16 protein-coding genes are annotated in these 20,463 nt (G+C 53.8%); all 16 read left to right on the forward strand.

What is annotated here, in order from left to right; translation table 11 throughout:
* The first annotated feature begins 128 nt into the window (after positions 1–128).
* Positions 129–1,070: a 2-dehydropantoate 2-reductase N-terminal domain-containing protein gene (locus NST43_RS13885; RefSeq protein WP_339224939.1), complete on the forward strand. Its 942-nt coding sequence runs from the start codon at positions 129–131 to the stop codon at positions 1,068–1,070.
* Between the two features lie 333 nt (positions 1,071–1,403).
* Entirely contained in the window at positions 1,404–1,889 is a 486-nt protein-coding gene (locus tag NST43_RS13890) for a nitroreductase family protein (RefSeq protein WP_339224940.1), read from the forward strand.
* Between the two features lie 44 nt (positions 1,890–1,933).
* The gene (locus NST43_RS13895; protein ID WP_339224941.1) at positions 1,934–3,679 is read left to right on the forward strand and encodes an ABC transporter ATP-binding protein; all 1,746 of its coding nucleotides are present in this window, start codon (positions 1,934–1,936) and stop codon (positions 3,677–3,679) included.
* Positions 3,663–5,504, forward strand: a complete 1,842-nt coding sequence (locus NST43_RS13900; RefSeq protein ID WP_339224942.1) for an ABC transporter ATP-binding protein — start codon at positions 3,663–3,665, stop codon at positions 5,502–5,504. Before NST43_RS13895 ends, NST43_RS13900 begins: the two co-directional genes overlap by 17 nt.
* 695 nt (positions 5,505–6,199) lie before the next feature.
* Positions 6,200–6,880 carry a response regulator transcription factor gene (locus NST43_RS13905; RefSeq protein ID WP_209990409.1) on the forward strand — a complete coding sequence of 227 codons (681 nt, stop codon included), beginning with the start codon at positions 6,200–6,202 and terminating at the stop codon, positions 6,878–6,880.
* Positions 6,877–8,631, forward strand: coding sequence for a HAMP domain-containing sensor histidine kinase (locus NST43_RS13910; RefSeq protein WP_339224943.1), 1,755 nt, complete (start codon positions 6,877–6,879; stop codon positions 8,629–8,631). Before NST43_RS13905 ends, NST43_RS13910 begins: the two co-directional genes overlap by 4 nt.
* A 40-nt stretch (positions 8,632–8,671) precedes the next feature.
* Positions 8,672–9,196, forward strand: a complete 525-nt coding sequence (gene pssA / locus NST43_RS13915; RefSeq protein ID WP_339224944.1) for a CDP-diacylglycerol--serine O-phosphatidyltransferase — start codon at positions 8,672–8,674, stop codon at positions 9,194–9,196.
* Between the two features lie 6 nt (positions 9,197–9,202).
* Entirely contained in the window at positions 9,203–9,697 is a 495-nt protein-coding gene (locus tag NST43_RS13920) for a DedA family protein (RefSeq protein WP_209990417.1), read from the forward strand.
* 125 nt (positions 9,698–9,822) lie between these two features.
* The gene (locus tag NST43_RS13925) at positions 9,823–12,942 is read left to right on the forward strand and encodes a GNAT family N-acetyltransferase (protein WP_339224945.1); all 3,120 of its coding nucleotides are present in this window, start codon (positions 9,823–9,825) and stop codon (positions 12,940–12,942) included.
* A 20-nt stretch (positions 12,943–12,962) separates the two neighbouring features.
* Positions 12,963–13,835, forward strand: a complete 873-nt coding sequence (locus NST43_RS13930; protein ID WP_339224946.1) for a TatD family hydrolase — start codon at positions 12,963–12,965, stop codon at positions 13,833–13,835.
* 382 nt (positions 13,836–14,217) lie between these two features.
* Positions 14,218–15,345: an FAD-dependent oxidoreductase gene (locus NST43_RS13935; protein ID WP_339224947.1), complete on the forward strand. Its 1,128-nt coding sequence runs from the start codon at positions 14,218–14,220 to the stop codon at positions 15,343–15,345.
* Between the two features lie 161 nt (positions 15,346–15,506).
* Positions 15,507–17,105, forward strand: coding sequence for an ABC transporter substrate-binding protein (locus NST43_RS13940; RefSeq protein ID WP_339224948.1), 1,599 nt, complete (start codon positions 15,507–15,509; stop codon positions 17,103–17,105).
* On the forward strand, positions 17,102–18,091 hold the full coding sequence (locus NST43_RS13945; RefSeq protein WP_339224949.1) for an ABC transporter permease: 990 nt from the start codon (positions 17,102–17,104) through the stop codon (positions 18,089–18,091). Before NST43_RS13940 ends, NST43_RS13945 begins: the two co-directional genes overlap by 4 nt.
* Positions 18,088–18,957 (forward strand): ABC transporter permease, encoded by an 870-nt coding sequence (locus tag NST43_RS13950; RefSeq protein ID WP_339224950.1) that lies wholly within the window; start codon positions 18,088–18,090, stop codon positions 18,955–18,957. Before NST43_RS13945 ends, NST43_RS13950 begins: the two co-directional genes overlap by 4 nt.
* A complete protein-coding gene (locus NST43_RS13955; protein WP_339224951.1) occupies positions 18,954–19,718 on the forward strand; it encodes an ABC transporter ATP-binding protein in 765 nt (254 codons plus the stop codon). Before NST43_RS13950 ends, NST43_RS13955 begins: the two co-directional genes overlap by 4 nt.
* Positions 19,709–20,461, forward strand: a complete 753-nt coding sequence (locus NST43_RS13960; RefSeq protein WP_339224952.1) for an ATP-binding cassette domain-containing protein — start codon at positions 19,709–19,711, stop codon at positions 20,459–20,461. The genes NST43_RS13955 and NST43_RS13960 overlap by 10 nt, the downstream gene beginning before the upstream one ends.
* Positions 20,462–20,463 lie beyond the last annotated feature (2 nt).

The raw sequence follows: 20,463 nt of genomic DNA on the forward strand, positions 1-20,463 counted from the left end.
TACACGGGTTTGTTCAGTAATTGACATCCTTGGCACCATTGGCAATTGCGCGATAGAGTCCCCGCTGCTAACCTAATGAACAGATGTTCATTTCAATACAACTGTTTGAAGCGGAGAGGGGATTCGAGATGCGAGTATTAGTGATGGGTGCGGGGGTAATAGGCAGTTATTTGGCCCATGTGTTGGTGCGGGGCGGGAATGAGGTCACAGTGCTGGCCAGAACGAAGCGGGCGGGCCAATTGCAGAAGGACGGACTGGTCCTCCGGCATTATTTTCAGCGTAAAACGACTGTGGATCAGGTGAAGGTAATATCCGGGCTACGGAGGGACGACGTCTATGATCTGATCTTCGTAGTGATGAAATACAATGACTTCCCGGCGGTGCTGCCGGCGCTGGCGGACAATGGAAGTAAGAATATTGTGCTTGTCGGCAATAATGGGGATACCCGCGGGATGCAGCAGTTCTTCAAGGAGAACAGCCGGATTCCGCAGAATATTGCGTTTGGCTTCCAGATTAACGGGGGGACCCGTGAGGAAGACGGGCGTGTTATCGTTGTAAGCGGTGGCGGCAAGATGGTGCTGGGCAGTCTGGAAGGTGAGATTCCGTTCAAGATGGAGCTTACAGCGGCCTTCCATAAGACGAAGTATAAGCTGGATTATTCGCAGGATATTAACGCCTGGCTCCTGAGTCACATGGTTTCAATTATCCCGGTGATGTCGGTCATTTATCTCTATGATTTTGATTTGGCAAAAGCAAGCAGAGACTCCGCCCGCTGGAAACAGGCAGTTGTCTTAATGGATGAAGGGTTCCGCGTGCTCTCCGCGCTGGGCTTACCCGTTAATCCCGCCTCCCTTGTTAACGGGGCGAAGAAGCACCCGGCACTGCTCGCCCAAGGGTTGAGATTGATACAAAAGCTGCCCTTCATGAAGCTGATCGATGGCTCCTTTAGCGAGATTGCAGCGCTCTATCAAGCCTTTGAACCTCTGATGCAGCAAGCCCGTCTGTCCACACCGGCGTGGGATGATTTCAAGCAGCAGACGATGAGGAAATATGCTTTGGAGCAGGGCTGAACAACTCCACCAATGAACAGCTCAGGAAGCTCCGCTTAGGCGGAGTTTACTGGGCTGTTTTTGCTAATTAAGTAAATCACTATGGTTTTCTTATGTGGATGCCAAAAACCACACACAATTTATCAGCCTTAAGTTGTGTGAGCATGCTGCCGCCCAAAAGGAGCAAATGAGCGGCAGCCATTGCAGCAACATTCCCATGAATTCGCCGGATGCAGCCATTAACACCATATACATAATGTTCCAATCTACTTATATAGTCTTGTAATTTAACGTGTTAAAGAGATATGCTTATTACCATGTGGATACCAATACAACAGAAGGAGTGGACTAACTATGACTATTATCGATACTATTCAAACGAGAAGAACGATCAAAGCCTTCCGGCCAGACCCGATTAAAAAGGAGGAGCTGAATACTTGGCTGGAGGCCGCCAGCTATGCTCCGAACCACCGGATGAATGAGCCGTGGGAGCTGCTGTTCATTGGGCCGCAGACGCGGGCAGCGCTGAACCATAAGACCGATTTCGGCGGTGCTCCAGTGCTGATTGGCGTCTTATCCAAGTCTGCTGCTACCACAATGGAGCGCGAAGAGAACATCATGGCTGTGTCCTGCTATATCCAGAATTTCATGCTGGCAGCCCATGAGGCAGGAGCAGGTGTGTTCTGGTCATCACTCGGCGGTACAGCCAAGGGCCGTGAGGTGCTAGGCGTTCCTGAAGAACAGGATGTTATTGCAGTACTTGCCGTAGGGTATCCCTCGGAAGTTCCTGCTGCCAAGCAGAGAACGCCAATGACCAACAAAATCACATATTTACCCTAAACGGATGAACGGATGCAACGACTGATGAGATGAAGGTGAACTGAATGTGGAAGCTCAAGGGGTTCATGAAGCCTTATGCACTCTGGAGCGTGCTCGCCCCGCTGTTAATGGTAGTTGAAGTAGTGATGGACCTGCTGCAGCCTGCACTTATGGCGAGCATTGTAGATAAAGGCCTGATGAAGAATGATTTATCGCATATCCTTTCGACAGGCGGAATTATGATTGGAATCGCAGTCATCGGGATGACTGGCGGCGTGGGCTGTGCGATATGTGCAAGTATCGCTTCACAGAATTTCGGCAATGATCTGCGCCTCAAGCTGTTTGAGCATATCCAGACCTTCTCGAACCGTAATCTGGACCGGATGAAGACCGGCTCGCTGATCACCCGGCTTACGAACGATGTAGTGCAGCTTCAGACCTTCGTGCAGATGATTCTGCGGAGCTTTGTCCGGTCACCGCTGCTGCTGATTGGCAGTCTGGTCATGGCGGTCCGGATCAGCCCGTCCCTGGCGATGATCCTGCTGGCTGCGGTTCCGCTGTTGTTCATCCTGCTGTTTGTGCTGATCCGGCTCTCTTTTCCGTTATTTGCCCGGATGCAGGAGAAGCTGGATGGGGTGAGCAATGTGCTGCAGGAGAATCTCACCGGCATTCGCGTAATCAAAGCCTTCGTTCGTGGGGACCATGAGCAGAAGCGCTTCGATACCGCCAATACCGGCTATACGGATACCGGAATCCGGGCGATCCGCCTGATGGCGCTGAATATGCCGCTTATGATGCTGATTCTAAATGCGAGCATTATTGCCGTCCTCTGGTTCGGGGGCCTACAGAACTGGAACGGGGCGCTCCCCTTGGGTGAACTGATTGCCTTCATTAACTATGTTACCCAACTGCTCATGTCGATGATGATGCTGAGCACGATGCTTGCCTTCGTATCACGGGCCAATGTGTCGGGGGACCGTGTGAATGAAGTGTTCGCCGCCACAAGTGAAATTACCGAAGCGCCTGCGGCGGATCATGCAGCCATTACGCTCGGACGCATAGAATTCAGCAATGTCTCTTTCGCCTATAATCGTGCAGATGAGAATCTTGTGCTGGAGGATGTCAGCTTTGCAGCCAGCCCCGGGGAGACGATCGCTATACTAGGAGCCACCGGAGCAGGCAAGTCTACCCTGGTAAGCCTGATCCCAAGATTCTATGAGGTCTTGTCCGGTGCCGTTCTGATCGATGGAACAGACATTCGGGAGATTAGCCTGGAGCATCTGCGGAGCCGGATCGGCTTCGTAATGCAGCAGTCCCTGCTGTTCAGCGGCAGTATCAGGGATAATATCCGTTACGGACGGCCGGAAGCAACAGATGAAGAAGTGGAGCAGGCGGCTGTAGCCGCAGAAGCACATGGATTCATCACAGCGATGCCGCAAGGATATGACACACAGCTCGGACAACGCGGGGTGAACCTGTCAGGCGGACAAAAGCAGCGTCTGTCCATTGCACGCGCGCTGTTAATTAAGCCGGCCATTCTGATCCTGGATGACAGCACCAGCGCTCTGGATGCGGTTACCGAAGCGAGCATCCGTCTGCTGCTGAAGACGGAGCTTCAGAATTGTACAGTGGTTATGATTGCCCAGCGGGTGTCTTCTATTATAGATGCCGACCGGATCTTGATTCTGGAGAACGGCCGGATCGCCGCGCAGGGTACGCATACCGAGCTAATGGCAGGCAGTGAGATCTACCAGGATATCCGCCATTCCCAGCTGAAGGAAGAGGAGGAGCCCTATGTCCAGTCAACGTAAAAGGGAGCAGGCTCCCGGCGGACCTGGAGCGTTAGGCGGAGGGCCTCCAGGCCGGGTTGGTGTTACACCCAAGGTACGCCCGAAGAATAGCAAGGCAACGATCATCCGCATCTGGTCCTATCTGAATCGTCAGCGGACCGGGCTGATTATGGTTTATGTATTCACGATTTTGAATGCTGTTCTTGCCCTAATCGGACCCTACCTGCTAGGAAAAGCCATTGATACCGCGATCCTCCCGCAGGATTACAGTCTGCTCGTCCGGTTCTGTCTCCTCTTGGGCGGCATCTATCTGCTGGGCAGCGCCGTCTCTTGGGTGCAGGCTTACGTGATGACCTCCGTCTCTCAACGCACGGTGTATGAGCTGCGGCGGGACCTGTTCGCCAAATACCAGGAACTGCCGGTCAGCTTCTTCGATACCCATGCTAACGGTGAGCTAATGAGCCGTGCAACTAATGACATTGACAACGTCTCAAATTCCCTGAATCAGAGTGTAACCCAGCTGCTGAACAGTCTGATTACACTTAGCGGCTCCCTGGTCATTATGCTGATGCTGAATGTGCCGTTGACGGGAGTTGCTCTGGTAACGATTCCGCTGGTCGTGTTGGCGAGCCGCCGGATTACCGGCTTAAGCCGGATCTATTTCAAGGATCAGCAGCAGCATCTAGGTGAGCTGAACGGCTTCATTGAAGAAGCGGTGAGCGGCCAAAAGGTAATTAAGCAATACCGCCGAGAACAGGCGGAGGTTAACAGATTCCGTGGAATAAGCGGGGAGCTTAACAAAGCAAGTATTAAGGCGCAGATTGTATCCGGCCTGGTAGGACCGGTAATGAACCTGATTAACAATCTGAACTTCGCACTGATTGCCGGAATTGGCGGCTGGATGGCCTATCATGAGCTGCTTACTGTGGGGGTTATCGTAAGTATGCTGAATTATGCCAAACAGTTTGGCCGGCCCATCTCCGACCTTGCGAACCAGTATAACCTGATCCAATCGGCAATCGCCGGAGCAGAGCGCGTATTCGAAGTCATGGATATGCCCTCCGAGTACAGCGGGGAGCAGCCGCAGGAGCTGGAGCGGATAAGCGGGGAAGTTATTTTCCGGGATGTGGTGTTCGGTTATAAGCCGGACGCGCCTATTCTGAACGGTGTAAGCTTCACCGCACATCCGGGTGAGACCATCGCCCTGGTCGGGCCAACCGGAGCGGGGAAGACGACCATTGTCAACCTGCTGACGCGCTTCTATGAAGTGAGCGGCGGTGAAGTGCTGATCGACGGCAGGGATATCCGGGAGCTGGGTAAAAACGGGCTGCGCCGCCAGCTCGGAATGGTGCTTCAGGATGCCCATGTCTTCTCGGGAACCATCCGTGAAAACATCCGGTTCGGCCGGCTGGAGGCCACGGACCGTGAAGTGGAAGAGGCAGCCAATCTCGCCAACGTCAGCGGCTTCATTGCACGGATGCCGCAGGGGTACGACACGCTGCTGGGCACGGACGGGACTACCTTAAGCCACGGCCAGCGCCAGCTGTTGACCATCGCCCGCGCCATTCTGGCCGATCCGGCCATCCTCATTCTTGACGAGGCAACGAGCAGCGTGGATACGCGGACAGAGATGCATATCCAACAGGCCATGCGGACACTGATGAAGGGCCGTACCAGCTTCGTGATCGCCCACCGGCTCAGCACCATTCAGGATGCTGACCGGATTCTGGTCATCCAGGGCGGCCAGATCGCCGAGCAGGGAAGCCACAGCCAGCTCCTTGCGCTGCAAGGTATATATTCTGAGCTGTATAACAGCCAGTTCAAGCAAGCCTTTGAAGCCGGGTAACTGAGGCGCCGAATAATGTATCATATGAACGTAAACAGCGATCCTCCGGTTATTCGAGAATCGCTGTTTTGCGTTTATGCTTGAGGGGATTCCTGCACAGAATACAACAATGTGCATTATCCAGCACCGTGCTCATGGAATTCCTGCACTAATTACAACAATCTGCGCTCCTCAGCTGTGAATCTAACCGAATTCCTGCAATAAATACAACAATGTGCATGATCTGAGCTCAAACGAACGGAGTTCCTGCAAAAACTACAACATTTGTGTTCAGTGCGGTATTCAGTGCGGTATTCAGTGAGGTTTTTAGTAGGGCGTTCGGTGAGGCAACTTTCTCTTTCAGATTTGTGCACAGTGGGACCACGTTCTCTTTCAGTATCAGTATGTTTTAGGTCCACTCACACCCAACACTCAAACAGCGGAGCGGGCGGAACGATTGTGGAAAAGCGGAGCGTTCGCCTTTGTGTCCGGATTTTCACCGCTAAGGGGAATGAAAAAAATCTGGACACAACAGCGATTGTAACAACGTTCCGTTTGCGTAGCGTTCACCCGAGCGCTAACTAATCGCCTACTCCAGCATGGTTTTCTAACACCTTTTTCCACTTAATTATCAGCTAATTTCACACCAGGACACATAAAGGACATAACACTCGACTATGCTGAGAGGTATAAACGGGTTGAAAGCAGGGAGTATATTGAAGAAAAAGCTACTGCTTGTCGAAGACGAGCTGCGTATCCGTGAGCTGGTGTCGGATTACTTCATACAGGACGGTTGGGAGGTGCGCGAAGCCGCTAATGGGCAGGACGCGCTCCTGTGGTTCGATTCACTTGGGCCGGATCTGTTGATTCTGGATATTATGATGCCCAAAATGGACGGATTTCAGGTATGCCAGGAGATCCGCAAGAAATCGGCGACCCCGATTATCCTGCTGACCGCCAAATCCGCCGATGACGACAAAATACACGGCTTCGAGCTCGGCGCCGATGATTATGTGACCAAGCCCTTCAGTCCCAAAGTGCTGGTGGCCCGGGCTGCGGCCCTGATGAAACGGGTCGAAGGCGCACATCAGCCTGAATCCAGCGTGGTCAGATTCGGCTCGGCCATCTTCAATACTATGGCGCACCGTCTTGAAGTGGAAGGCGCCGATGTCGAGCTGACCCCGAAGGAATATGATCTCCTGTGGCTGCTGATCCGCAACAAGGGCCATGTGATCTCGCGGGACACCATCCTCAGCCGGGTCTGGGGAATTGAATTCGAGGGGGACTCCCGGGTCGTGGACAGCCACATCAAGAAACTGCGCAGCAAGCTGGGATATGAATCCCGCCACATCCGTACGGTCATTGGAACCGGCTACAGATTCGAGGACGAAGAATGAAAAGATGGGGAATTACCTTCAAGCTGTTCGTGATGACCGTGATCTTCTTCGTCTGTTTCTACGGGATGGTAATCCTCAGCCAGTTCCTGCTGTTCGACCGCTTCTACCAGACGCAGAAGGAGACCCGTGTGGAGAAGCATCTTAAGAGCTTCGGGACAAGCTACACCAAAGAAGCCTGGGGCAGAACCCGGACTTCCCGCGAGCTGGTGCGGTTCATGCTGCGCAATAAGACACAATTGGTGATTCTGAAGCTGGATGGCCGGATGAAGTCCGAAGATCCGTTCCGCATGAAGCTGATTGACGAGAAAGGCCAGACGCAGGTGATCCCCATGTCCCTGTTCATGAATCAGTTCGGGGATATGCTCCGTACGGCCCACTTGCAAGAAAATGATCAGGTTACTATCCAGGGTGAGCTTGTCACTGGCGAGAATGACCTCAGCAATCAGTTCTTCCCGCTCACGATTACCAAACAGGGGTTACCTCCAGTAGGCGAAGAGGCGGAGCAGGGCAACACAAGCATTACCGGAACCATCACAGAGCTGGTCCTGCCGGATCTGAAAATATGGAATCCGCGCCAGGGCATCCTTTTCGAGGCCATCGAGGACTGGTTCCCGTTAAATACGGGGCAGCTGGAGAGCCTGGGTAAGCTGAATTTGGTCAAGGAAGAGTGGACGGCGCCCTGGAGCGGTATCCGCAACTCCGTGATGATTCTGCCCGTTAAGCAGGCAAGCGGGGAGATTGAGCTGTTGTTCTCGGTCACCTCATTGCAGGACGTTAAGGATTCCAATGAAGCGCTGCGCTGGTTCTTTTTATACCTGGGGCTTGGCGGGTTCGTGCTGATTCTGGTCCTGTCGCTGTTCTATTCCAAGATGGTGACCCGGCCCTTAATCAAGCTCAATAATACAGCCAAACGGATGGTTGCGCTGGATTTCACCGGCCATGCCTCCATCCGCCAGAAGGATGAGCTGGGCAACCTGTCCAGAAGTATGTTCACCTTGTCCCAAAGTCTGGATACTGCACTGGGCGAGCTTCGGGACACGAATCAGCAGCTGGTGGAGGAGATGGAGCAGAAGAAGAAGCTGGAGCAGATGCAGCAGGACTTTTTTGCCAGTGCCTCCCATGAGCTGAAGACGCCGCTTAGTATTATCAAGGGCTTCGCCGAAGGGCTGGAGGACGGGGTGAGCGCCGGCAAGCAGGATCATTACATCAAGGTCATTATCGAAGAGGCCGACAAGATGGAGTTCCTGGTAAAAGATATGCTGGACCTGGCCCGGCTGGAGTCCGGCACGATCAAGCTGCGCAAAAGCTCCTTCATGCTGAGCGAAATGACGGAGAAGGTTACGGGCAAACTGGTGCATTCCCTCCAGAATAAGCAGTTGGATGTGGTCATTATTCCGGCGAATGAATTGCCTGTATATGCGGATGCTACATGGATTGAACAGGTGCTCAGCAATCTGCTGACCAACGCAATCCGTCATGCGGAAGAGGGCAGTACCATAACCGTTAGGCTGGAGAGTCAGCCCAAGAAGCTTTTGTTCACCATACACAACAAAGGGGAGCGAATCCCCGAGGATCAGCTGGCGCATATCTGGGAGCGGTTCTACCGGATCGAGGCTTCACGCAGCCGTCTGACGGGCGGGACCGGACTCGGATTATCCATTGCGAAGCAGATTTTAGATATGCATGGCTGCCGGTATGCAGTGATGAACACCTCGGACGGCGTCTGTTTTAGTATAACCTTTGGAGGCTGAGCCGCCCTATTACTAACTTGTCAGGAAAGGAGTGAACAGCATGAAATGGAGCTGGCTGCCTTCAATGTGCACACTGGGAAACCTGGGCTTCGGATCAGTTTCCCTGCTATTCACGATTCAGGAACGTTATGATCTTGCTTTATTAATGATACTGCTGGCTGCGATATGCGATGTTATGGACGGACTGCTCGCCCGGATGCTGCATTGCACCAGTGATTTCGGCAAACAATTGGACTCTTTGGCGGATATTATTTCTTTTGGCATCGCTCCCGTCTTTCTTATTCTGTTATACCGGCTGGAGAACGTGCAGTGGGTCGGGCCTGTGGCTGCGGTCGCATTCCTGATCTGCGGGGCGTTGCGGCTGGCCAGATTCAATATCTCGGCTCCTTCCAAGGGTTTCGTGGGCATGCCGATTACGGCAGCCGGATTGCTTCTGTCGATGACCACACTTATAGGTGAACGGCTGAAGCCGGAAATGCTCATTTTAATTATGGGACTGTTGTCTATACTGATGATAAGCAGGGTCCCGTTCCCTTCGTTCAAAAAATTCGTTAACAGGAAGTGATTGTTCATGCCATGGGTCATCGAGATGATCTCACAATACGGTTATATAGCTATATTCGCGCTGCTGGCGCTGGGGCTTGTCGGACTTCCCGTTCCCGATGAGCTGCTGACGCTGTTCGTTGGCTATCTCTCCTCTACCATGGTATTGGATTTCTCGCTTTCGGTTCTGGTCTGTTTCATAGGTTCGATTACAGGCATGCTGATCAGCTACACCATCGGTCTCAGAGTGGGGCAGCCTGTCGTGGACCGGTACGGGAAATGGGTAGGCCTGACGCCTAAACGGTTCGCCTATGTCAAACGCTGGTTTTTCCGGTTCGGCAACTGGACGATATTCATCGCTTATTTCGTTCCGGGCATCCGGCATGTGACCAGCTACATCTCTGGCATTAGTGCCATGTCTTTCCGAAAATACTTAATGGTCACTCTTGCTGGTGCCTTTATCTGGTCACTCCTGTTTGTCTCGATCGGTTATCTGATCGGTTCGAGGCTAAGCTTCGCTTAAGTTAAGTAATATTCTTTTATAATCAAACAGGATCTTACAGTGGCTATTCGTTCTGTTATATACTGCAAGTAGTATTTATGGCTATGAAGCTAGGAATTATAGCGATACGAGGAGGTATGACTGTAATGCCAGAGTTACAAGATATAGTAATTGAAGAATACGTGCCGGCTAGGCACGCCGCTTCCATTGCCGAGATGTGGAACAGAAGCGCAGAGAGCTGGGGCGGAGAAGGAACGTACCGGACAGAGGAAAGCGTGCTGCGGGAACATGAGAACAGCCCGATGCTCAAGTTATTCCTGGCGGTAAGCGGCTCAGAGGTCATCGGATATTGCAGCTTCTCCCACTATAAAGAGGATACCGGAGCGCTCTATATTGCTCTGCTCAACGTGAGACCGGATTACCATGGACGCAAGGTGGGCAAGCGGCTGGTAAGGCGTTCGATCGAAGAGACAATTAAGCTGGGCTGGCCGCGGCTGGATCTCTATACTTGGCCCGGTAATGTCAAGGCGGTGCCTACGTATAAGAAAAGCGGGTTCTTCTGGGAGAACCGGGATGATACGACTCACCTGATGAACTTCATTCCCTCGGTGCTTCAGACCGGAGCGGTGAAGGCTTATTTCGAGAAGATAGACTGGTATAATGACAGCATCCGCGAGATCAAGGTGGAGCCTGACGGTCATGGGGAAAACGGCTTTGACTATTTTACATATGAATGGCTGAAGGATGGCCTCTCGCTGAAAATGGAATATGAGCGGACCGGCCGTGGCTTGCGCCTGATTGAGACGGAGGATTACCGGATACAGGTAACGATTCCTGAACAGCATGAGCTGCCGTTTGGAGCGGAATACCCTGTCGTTTATGAAGCTGTTAACAAAAGCGGAAAGCCTCTGTCGCTCGAGATTAGCGGTAAAAGCAATGCGCAAATCCGCTTGGAGCTGGACGCCGCTCAGGATATTGAATCCGAAGCGCGGATCGAAGGCCGCTTCTTCATCCATCCGGTGGTGGAGGAGCAGGATCTCTATCAGACCCACCCTGTGGTCGAGGCAGAACTGCTCATTAACGGCCTGCCTGCCGTATTCAAGCTGGGCATTAAGCCGAAGTTCCCGGTCAAAGTGAAGCTCCAGGTACCGGACAGAACGCTTTTCGCGGGTGAAGAGGTGGAGCTGGATGTAACGGTGGAGAATGAGTACAGCACAGACACCGTGTTCAGCTTTGAGCTGCCGGAGGACGAGATTCTGTCGTTCAGTCAAAAGCGTTACACCGTAGAGGTTCCGGCGAAGAGCCGGCGAACCGTTACCGCAGCGGCCCGGCTGCTCGGGTACGGGATTTGGCACCATACGGTGAGCATCCGCAGTGCAGAAGAAGGAGCCGATTCGGCTATACTGGAACAGGAGCTGAGCCTGGTCTTCACCGGAGCAGAGACGGCCTTTGGCGGCCCGACCGACAAGGACTGGATCATCAGCAATGGCCGTTATTCGGCCGTTCTGAACAAAACGAACCATTGGCTTACTTTTTTCCAGAACCGTAAATACCTGATGAACCTGCCTTATCCGAAGCTTGGCCTTCCTTATACGAATGAATTCAACAAATTCTCGGCGCTGGATGTGAAGATCTCGAGGGAACAAGAGGCTATCGTGCTTGAGGCTACTTATGAGGTCGGCATCCGGGAAGGCTTGCTGCTGACAATGGTTGTGAAGCTGTTCAGCAATGGTATAGTCTCCCGTTATTTCAGAATCGACAACCCGCAGGCTACCGTTCAGGAGGAAGAACTGTTCCTGAGGGACGGCTTCCGCTTCAACCTGCATGGAGGCGTCATCCCTTACCGAGGCAAATATATAGATCTGAGCGCAGGGGCTGAAGCCTCCGGCATGGATTACTGGGAAGCGCAGGAATTCACGGAGAACTGGATGTTCGCTGCGGATGAAGGCTTCTCCAGAGGGATTAGCTGGCCGTCAGAGCTTAAGCTGATTCAGGACTCGTGGATGCATGCCGTAGAGCATTCCCTGGGGCGGATTCCCGCCGGCGGGCGTAAGGAGACGCCGCCGCTGCGGATCGCGCTGGGAACCTGGGACCATTGGCAGGATTTCCGTGCCTATGCGCTGCAAAGCGGTAACAGCAATGCTGAGGAACTGACCACTACAGAGCAGCTGGAGCTCAGTCTGAATAACGGAAATCCGTTCATAAGCGGAGAGGCTAAGCTTCTCCTTCAGGAGCAGAAGAAGAGCTATCTGGCGGGTGAGATTCGGATCTCTTCCGAAGCAGGTAGCACGGAAGAATCCCGGATCACGGTACAAGAGGAAGAGAAGCTCAGAGAAGCGGCTCTGCCGCTGACAGTACCGGCAGGCGCTGCCCCGGATGTACTGACCCTGCATCTGGATATGGACAGTTATGTGCAGGATCACTCCTTCCTGGTCTTGCCTGTCGCGGATGAACGTGTCCGGCAGGAGAGACTCACAGCAGAAGGGGCACAGGTACTGGCTGTGGACAACGGCATTCTGCGGATACAGGCCAGCCCTGACTTCGCGCCGGGATTGTTCTCGCTTGCCCATCAGGGCGAGGAATGGCTTGAATCTTCTTTTCCGCAGCCGATTGCAAAGTCCTGGTGGAATCCATGGGTAGGCGGAATCGTAACCAGTGTGGGCGACATTGCCTTGCGCAGCTTCATGGAGGAGCCGTTAACGGCTGATTTCGCCGAATTGACCGATAACAAGGGGAACCGCTGGTCAGGGATACGGATGAGCGTAACCATTCAGAAGAATGATAAATACAAAGGACTCGTACTGCATCAGTATTTCATGCTGCTGCCGGGCGTTCCGGTGCTTGTCTCTACGGTACATGTGGAGCAGAATACAGGCGGTCCGCTATGCCCGTTGAAGCTTGAGACCTCAACCTTCTATACTGCCGCTTCCGACATGAAGGATGGCAGAGCGTACCTTAAGAACAGCAGGGGTCAAGAGCTTACCTACAAGTCAGGCCGCGGACAGGCAGAGGATGCCAGCCATAACGGGATTCTGCAAGTCGGTTCCATGGAACGCGAGCAGCGTCTATCATTAGTTACATCATTTAAGCATCCTTCACCTTCTCTGATGGTCAATTCCGTCGCGTTGACGTCTTATGCGGAGGAGTACCTGCATCTACAGGATGGCAAGGAGCAGTTCAGCAAGCCGCAATTCTATCTGATCTCGGATCTCCAGGTACCTGAGCAGGCCTATGGCGATCTGCTGTCGATCCGGTTCAAGAAGTGAGCCAGAGAAAGGAAGCTTCTATGAAAATCATTGACGCACATGTGCATTATTCCAATATTGCAGCCTTCCACGAAACGGCGCAGACCTTGGCGCATATCGATTATACCGGCGAGGGACTCCTGGAGGAGTTCCGCCGCAGCGGTGTCATTGCCGGAGTTGGCATGGGAGTGACCGAGACGGTTGCCGGAGCTTTTCCCGATTCCGCTGCCCTCAATCCTATGCTGCTTGACCTGAGCGAGACACTGCCGGACAATCTGTTCACCTGCGTGGGCATTAACCCGCTCACCCTTCATCTGGAGGGGCAGCTCGAAGCACTGGAGCAATCGCTGCAGCGCTCCGATGTCGTTGGCATCAAGCTGTACGCCGGGTATTACCACTTCAATGTGGGGGATGAGATCTATGATCCGGTCTACAAGCTGGCTGCGGCCTACGGTCTGCCGGTAGTCATTCATGGCGGACTGACTTACGCGGACCAGGGATTGTTGAAGTATTCCCACCCGCTGTCCATGGAGGAGACCTTCCTGAAGCACCGGGAGATTACCTTCATGCTATGCCACCTGGGCGATCCTTGGGTTATGGACACCGCAGCTCTGCTGGAAAAGAATCCTAACCTCTACACGGATTTGTCCGGCTGGATTGTCGGCGATCAGGCCAAGGTGGACCGGCTGCTGACCGAGCAGACCTATACCGATCATTTCCGCCGGGCGCTGGTGTTCGCCGAGAAATACGACCGGCTGGTCTTCGGCACCGACTGGCCGCTGGTCCCGCTGGACGCTTATATTACCTTCGTGAAGCACCTGGTGCCAGAAGCCTATCATGAGGATGTCTTTTATAACAACGCACTCCGCGTGTTCCCTAAGCTTGCGGAGCGGATCAGAGAACTGAATCTGTAAGGTTTGTGTGCTTCCCCCCGGAATGGTGTTCCGGGGGTTTTTGCATTATTGCGCTGGGAAGCGGGGCGGGCTACTTCTTCTAAGGAACGACCTGTGGTAAGCTGTGGTAAGCTGAGATTTGTACAGCATCAGCTTTAACACTGTAAGTGATTGTATTTCCTGCAATAGAAAATGCATAGCAGACCGTAAAATGAGATTCTACTGTATTTCATACAGTGGAATGTTGTGTTTTGGGTGAAAAATGGCCTTTTTTCAATATTCAATTGTACGGAATACAATAGATGCTATTTCGAAGCCTTTTTTACAGCAATCTATTGTACAAAATGCAGTTACTATCGTTCAAGTGCCTACAGCATCCGACTGCCACAGAAAGGGCGTACAGATGAAGAAAGTTATTGTGATCGGAGCAGGTATTCTCGGGGCATCGGCAGCTTACCAGTTAGCAGTGATGGGCGCGGAGGTGCAGATTATAGACCGTCAAGACCCTGGACAAGCTACGGATGCAGCGGCAGGCATTATCTGTCCCTGGCTGTCGCAGCGGCGCAATCAGGCCTGGTACCGGCTGGCGAAGGCGGGGGCACGGTTCTATCCCGAGTTGATTAACCAGCTTAAGGAAGGGGGCGAAGCGCATACCGGTTATGCCAGGGTTGGGGCGCTTAGTATACATACGGATGAAAGCAAGCTCGACAAAATAGAACAGCGGGCACGGATGCGGCTGGCAGATGCCCCGGAGATAGGAGTCATCACGCGGCTTAGCGCACAGCAGACCCGTGAACGGTTCCCGCTGCTGGCAGAAGGATACGCCTCGGTTCATATCAGCGGTGCTGCCAGAGTGGATGGCCGCGCCTTGCGGGACGCTCTGCTTCATTCTGCACAGCAGCAGGGCGCGGTCATGGTTACCGGTGACGCTGAGCTTGCCTTTGAACCGGGCCGGGTAACAGGAGTCCACGCAGGGGGACACTATTATCCGGCGGATGAAGTGATTATCTGTGCAGGCGCATGGGCGAACCCGGTGCTCCGGCCGCTTGGTATTGACTTCAAGGTGAGCTATCAAAAGGGGCAGATCATGCATTTGCAGGTATCTGACCACAAGGATACGGAAGTCTGGCCGGTGGTGATCCCGCCAAGCGATCAATACCTGCTCGCTTTTGCCGGGCAGCAGATTGTGATCGGAGCTACTCATGAGAATGACGTAGAAGGATATAATACCAGAGTGACCGCCGGCGGTATGCAGGAGATTCTGGCTAAGGGACTGGAAGTAGCGCCTGGACTGGCGGACGGTACCTATAGTGAAGTGAGGGTCGGCTTCCGTCCGTTCACTCCGGGATTTCTGCCGGTCATAGGGGCTGTCCCCGGGTGGAGCGGAGTCCTTGCGGCCAATGGTCTGGGAGCTTCAGGACTTACGATGGGGCCGTATATCGGTTATCAGCTGGCGAAGCTGGCACTCGGCAGAGAGCCTGATCTGGAGCTGGACGATTATAGCCTTCTGAGAGCCATAACGGGCGGATGATAACGAATACATTTCCTTCATTGGAACATTATGATTCAATTCGGATTGCCGGATGAATTTTTGTTTGACAGAAGTGAAGGTCTGATCCATAATACAATCCATACTAAACATATATGATTTATAGGAAGGGTGGATCACACGTGATTAATTTAAAAGCTTCTATGAGAAAAACAGCAGGGCTCGGTACACTTGCGGTATTATTCGTATCGCTGCTTGCCGGCTGCTCTGGGTCTGCTAATCCTGCGGATTCGAGTAATGGGGCTCAGGCCAGTACGGCTCCAGCCGCAACGGAAAGTGCAAGCACAGCAGAGCCTGCAACTGGAGGCACCTTCGTGTATGGCCGCCCGGCTTCCGTAACGTCGTTTGATCTGCATAACCAGATTACATCGAATAACGCATTCGCGATTGATAAAGTGTTTGAGTCACTGGTTGCTTTTGACAGCAAGGGTGAAATTACAGATCAGCTCGCAGCCTCGCATACGATCAGCGAAGACGGCTTAACTTATACGTTCGTGCTGCGTGACGGCCTGAAGTTCTCGAACGGTACGCCGGTGACACCAGAGGATGCGGTATTCTCCCTGCAGCGGCATCTGAAGGTTGGCGGTCCGCTGGCTATCTCGGCCAAGGTGGATACGGTGAAGGCACAGGATGAGAAGACACTCGTAATCACGCTAAAAGAGCCCTACACCCCGTTCATCTCGGAGCTGTCGAACTTCTCGAACGGAATTATCCCGAATAACTTCGGCGGAGTGACCGAAGAGGAATTCTTTAAGAAGCCGGTTGGCACGGGGCCGTTCGTGATCGAGACATGGGACCCGGCAGGTGATGTTACCTTCACCAAGAATACCAACTACTGGAAGGAAGGTCAGCCTTATATCGACAAGCTTGTCTATAAGCTGATCCAGGATGACAGTCAGGCCATCAACCAGCTTAAGGCGGGGGCCGTGAATGCTGTTGAAGCCCTGTCGCTACAGAATGCGGGCGAGATCAAGGATGGTGCAGACACAACAGTGGTAACGAACGGCAGCTGGGTGACTGAACAGCTCTTCTTCAATACACTGGATAAGCACTTCTCCGATGTGCATGTCCGCCGGGCACTGGCGCTTGCGCTTGACCGTGACGGCCTGACCAAGGCCTTGACCTTCGGCTATGCGCAGACGGCGACTTCCCTGCTGCCGTCAACGATTCCTTACAATGCCAATGACAAGATCAAGGCACTGAGCTTCGATCCGGCGGCTGCCAAGGCAGAGCTGGCCAAATCGGCCTTCCCTGACGGATTCTCCACCAAGCTGCTGGTGGCTTCCGGCAACAGCACCCGGGCCCAGGAAGCCCAGATTATCCAGGCAGCCGGCCAGGCGATCGGGATCAAGATTGAGATTGAATCGGTGGAGCTGGCTACCTTCCGCGAACGCTTCTTCGCTTATGATTTCGCGGCGATGCTGAACAGCGGCCAGGCGGATTCCCCGGAAGCGAACTCGATTCTGGCGTTCCAGACCGACCCGGAAGGCTTCAGCAAATCGTACTGGACGCATTACACGAATGAGAAGGTAACCAAGCTGCTATATGAAGGCCAGAAGACAGCTGACGGTGAAGGACGGGCTACGATCTACACCGAGCTTTTACAGACGCTTGCAGATGAAGTTCCTTACATCCCGCTGTACTATCCGGATATCCTGATCGGCGCCCGATCTTCTGTAGACGGACTTGTGGTTCTGCCTAACGGCAGTATCCGTCTGGAAGATGTCCGACTAGCTAAATGATGAAATCCAAGCTGACCCTGAGCGGTGCAGCTGGAAACAACGGTTCTTACAAGTGGCTGGCCTTAGCCCTTGTAAGAGCCTTAATTGTTATCCTCTGCGTAATGACGGCGGTCTTTTTCCTGATTAGAATAGTACCCGGTGACCCCGCCAAAATGATTCTCGGTGAATACAGCACACCTGAAGCGCTTAAGAATATGCACCACACGCTCGGACTGGATCTCTCCTTGTGGGATCAGTTCACCCGGTTCGTGAAGCTGCTTTTCACTCAGGGAGATACCGGAAACTCTATTATTGCCGGCACCTCGTCGAGAGAGCTGATTGCAGAGCGTGCTCCGGTCACACTACTGCTGATTATAATCGCCTCGGGGCTTGCGATCATTACAGCACTCCTGCTGGCAACGGTTGCTGCCACCCACAAGGACAAGCTGCTCGACCATCTGATCCGCATTATTCCAGCGGTCACCCTAGGGATGCCGGTCTTCTGGGTTGGGATTCTGTTCATTTTGTTCTTCAGCGTGCGGCTGGGCTGGTTCCCCGTAGGGGGAATTGGCGAGGGCTGGTCGGGTACGCTCCATAGTCTGGTGCTACCGGCGGTCACGATTGCTTTTTCACAGATTCCTACGCTGGTCCGCTCGCTGCGTGCGCAAATGCTGGAGGTGCTTGAATCCGAATTCGTTGTCACTCTCCGGGCAGCTGGAATCCCGTCCAGAGTGATCCTGTTCAAGCATGTGCTGCGCAATTCGGCATTGCCTACCTTGATGCTGCTGGGAGTGAATGTGTCCTACCTGATCGGGGGAACGCTCGTTGTGGAGCAGGTCTTCGGTATCAAGGGCATCGGCAGCCTGCTGTTCACCTCCATCTCGAATAGGGATTTTCCGGTGATTCAGGGGATTGCGCTCTATTGTGCGCTGGCTGTTGTGATCATCAGTCTGCTGATCGAAATGATCTCCGGGTGGCTTGATCCCAGAACGAAGGGGAAATCATGAATACTACACAGATAGACACAACCCTCCCGGACACCCTGAAGCCCACAAGCGGACTCCGAAGAGTACTTAACACCCCGTCACTACTGATCGGGATCATTATGTTCGCTATACTTATACTGCTCGCCATATTCATCCCTTACTTAAGTCCATATAACCCGACGGAGCAGAATCTGAGCGCCTTCCTGCAGCCGCCTTCCGCAGCCCACTGGCTCGGTACCGACCAGCTTGGCCGTGATTTGTTCACCAGACTGGTCTATGCCGCCCGGACGGATCTGACGATCATGGTGCTGGCTGAGATTATTCCGTTCTGCACGGGCGTCATGCTGGGCATGATCTCGGGGTACTATGGCAAGTGGACCGATAGAATCATATCGCTGATCACGGACACTTTTATTGCCTTCCCATTCTATTTGATCGTCATTATCGTGGCCTTCGCCAGCGGGGCAGGGGAGCGCGGAATCTACATCACCTTCATTCTCGTAGGCTGGATTGTATTCGCCCGTGTGGTCAGAGGACTCAGCGCTTCCTTCCGTAAGCAGGAATGGATTGCCTCGGCGCAGACGCTTGGTCTGCCCGGACACCGCATCCTTCTGCGCCATCTTCTGCCGAATGTATTGCCGCAAGCCGTTGTCGTGCTGATGACGGATATGATCGGACTCCTGGTAGCCATTGTTACGCTGGGTTATCTGGGCATCGGGATTGCCCCGCCTACGCCGGACTGGGGAACGATGATCGCAGACGGACAACCCTTCATTACCACAGCCTGGTGGCTGTCGGCGGTTCCCGGCTTCGCAGTCGTGTATACGGGAATTGCGTTGTCTCTCCTGGGAGACGGACTGGCCGATATCTGGAGGAGAAAAGGATGACCACACAACCTGTACTTGAACTCGAAAAATTGACACTCGCAGCCTCTTCCACAGAAATCCTGGTCAACAGCGTCAGCTTCTCCCTTGAACGCGGCGAAAGCCTGGGACTAGTCGGCGAGTCCGGCTCCGGCAAATCGCTGACGCTGCGGGCCATTCTCGGCCTGCTTCCGCGCGGTGTGGGGCAGACCGGAGGAACGGTCCGCAGCAAGGTAAGCAGTGCAATGGTGTTTCAGGACCCCAGAGGAGCGCTGGACCCGCTCTGTCCGGTAGTGAAGCAGCTGACCGAGGTTGTCTATTACAGACAGAGAACCAGTATGAGGGCTGCACGGCGCATTGCCCTGGAGCTGCTTGAACGGCTCGGTCTTCCAGCTTCGCTGAAGACAACAGACCGCTACCCGGGCCAGCTCTCCGGCGGCCAGTGTCAGCGTGTGGTCATTGCTCTGGCGCTGGCCTGCAAGCCGGGCATTCTGCTCTGCGATGAGCCGACCACGGCGCTGGATGTGACGGTTCAGCGCCAGATTATAGATACGATTACCAGTCTGCAGCAGGAGCTGGGCTTCGCTATGGTCTTTGTGACCCACAACCTGGCGATTGCCGCCAATCTCTGCTCCAGACTGGTTGTAATGAAGCAGGGCCGGATCATTGAGCAAGGCGAGACACATAGCCTGCTGCGGCATCCGGCTGAGGCTTACACACAGATGCTAATGGATTCGGTGCTCCCTCTGCCGGAGCTGGAAGGAGGCGGGGGCTCATGGAAATAGCATTACAGGTGCAGGATATAACCGTCCGTTATGGCGGATTCACCGCCCTCGATCAGATCCGGCTGGAGCTTGAGCGGCATACCACGCTCGGGCTTGTCGGTGAGTCCGGCTCCGGGAAGTCTACGCTGGCCCGGGTCATTGCCGGACTGATCACCCCGGATGAAGGACAGCTTCTGCTGGGTGCAGAGCCGTTAGGGAAGAAGCGGAGCAAGGCACAGTATAAGCAGATTCAGATGATTTTCCAGAACCCGGATTCTTCGCTGAACCCCCGGCATACCGTCCGGCAGATTCTGGCTGAAGCCTTGCTGTTCCACCGGATTGTAGAACGTTCACAGGTGGAGCGCAGAAGTAAGGAGCTGCTTAGCCGGGTGCAGCTGGATGCCAAGTCTCTGGACAGATATCCGCATGAATTCTCCGGCGGCCAGCGCCAGCGGATCGCCATTGCCCGTGCGCTTAGCGTGGAGCCTAGCCTGCTGATCGCCGATGAGCCTACCAGCGCACTGGATGTCTCGGTGCAGCGCAGTGTGCTGGAGCTATTCCATACGCTGCAAGCTGAGCTTAATCTTACGATGCTGTTCATCTCCCATGATCTGGGAGTTATTCATGCCGTCAGTGATACCGTCGCTGTGATGCGTCAGGGGCAGCTGGTCGAGGTGAATTCGAAGGATGAATTCTTCGTCCGGCCCCAGCATGAATACAGCCGTGAGCTATTGTCTGCGGTTCCCAAGATGCCGCAATATTGAAC

Source organism: Paenibacillus sp. FSL H8-0332 (assembly GCF_037963835.1).
Lineage (GTDB): Bacteria > Bacillota > Bacilli > Paenibacillales > Paenibacillaceae > Paenibacillus_AQ > Paenibacillus_AQ rhizoplanae.

Bases quoted from the DNA above. Each gene is read 5' to 3' on its own strand.
- NST43_RS13885 (WP_339224939.1), top strand. From the start codon at position 129: ATGCGAGTATTAGTGATGGGTGCGGGGGTAATAGGCAGTTATTTGGCC.
- NST43_RS13890 (WP_339224940.1), top strand. From the start codon at position 1,404: ATGACTATTATCGATACTATTCAAACGAGAAGAACGATCAAAGCCTTC.
- NST43_RS13895 (WP_339224941.1), top strand. From the start codon at position 1,934: ATGTGGAAGCTCAAGGGGTTCATGAAGCCTTATGCACTCTGGAGCGTG.
- NST43_RS13900 (WP_339224942.1), top strand. From the start codon at position 3,663: ATGTCCAGTCAACGTAAAAGGGAGCAGGCTCCCGGCGGACCTGGAGCG.
- NST43_RS13910 (WP_339224943.1), top strand. From the start codon at position 6,877: ATGAAAAGATGGGGAATTACCTTCAAGCTGTTCGTGATGACCGTGATC.
- pssA (WP_339224944.1), top strand. From the start codon at position 8,672: ATGAAATGGAGCTGGCTGCCTTCAATGTGCACACTGGGAAACCTGGGC.
- NST43_RS13920 (WP_209990417.1), top strand. From the start codon at position 9,203: ATGCCATGGGTCATCGAGATGATCTCACAATACGGTTATATAGCTATA.
- NST43_RS13925 (WP_339224945.1), top strand. From the start codon at position 9,823: ATGCCAGAGTTACAAGATATAGTAATTGAAGAATACGTGCCGGCTAGG.
- NST43_RS13930 (WP_339224946.1), top strand. From the start codon at position 12,963: ATGAAAATCATTGACGCACATGTGCATTATTCCAATATTGCAGCCTTC.
- NST43_RS13935 (WP_339224947.1), top strand. From the start codon at position 14,218: ATGAAGAAAGTTATTGTGATCGGAGCAGGTATTCTCGGGGCATCGGCA.
- NST43_RS13940 (WP_339224948.1), top strand. From the start codon at position 15,507: ATGAGAAAAACAGCAGGGCTCGGTACACTTGCGGTATTATTCGTATCG.
- NST43_RS13945 (WP_339224949.1), top strand. From the start codon at position 17,102: ATGATGAAATCCAAGCTGACCCTGAGCGGTGCAGCTGGAAACAACGGT.
- NST43_RS13950 (WP_339224950.1), top strand. From the start codon at position 18,088: ATGAATACTACACAGATAGACACAACCCTCCCGGACACCCTGAAGCCC.
- NST43_RS13955 (WP_339224951.1), top strand. From the start codon at position 18,954: ATGACCACACAACCTGTACTTGAACTCGAAAAATTGACACTCGCAGCC.
- NST43_RS13960 (WP_339224952.1), top strand. From the start codon at position 19,709: ATGGAAATAGCATTACAGGTGCAGGATATAACCGTCCGTTATGGCGGA.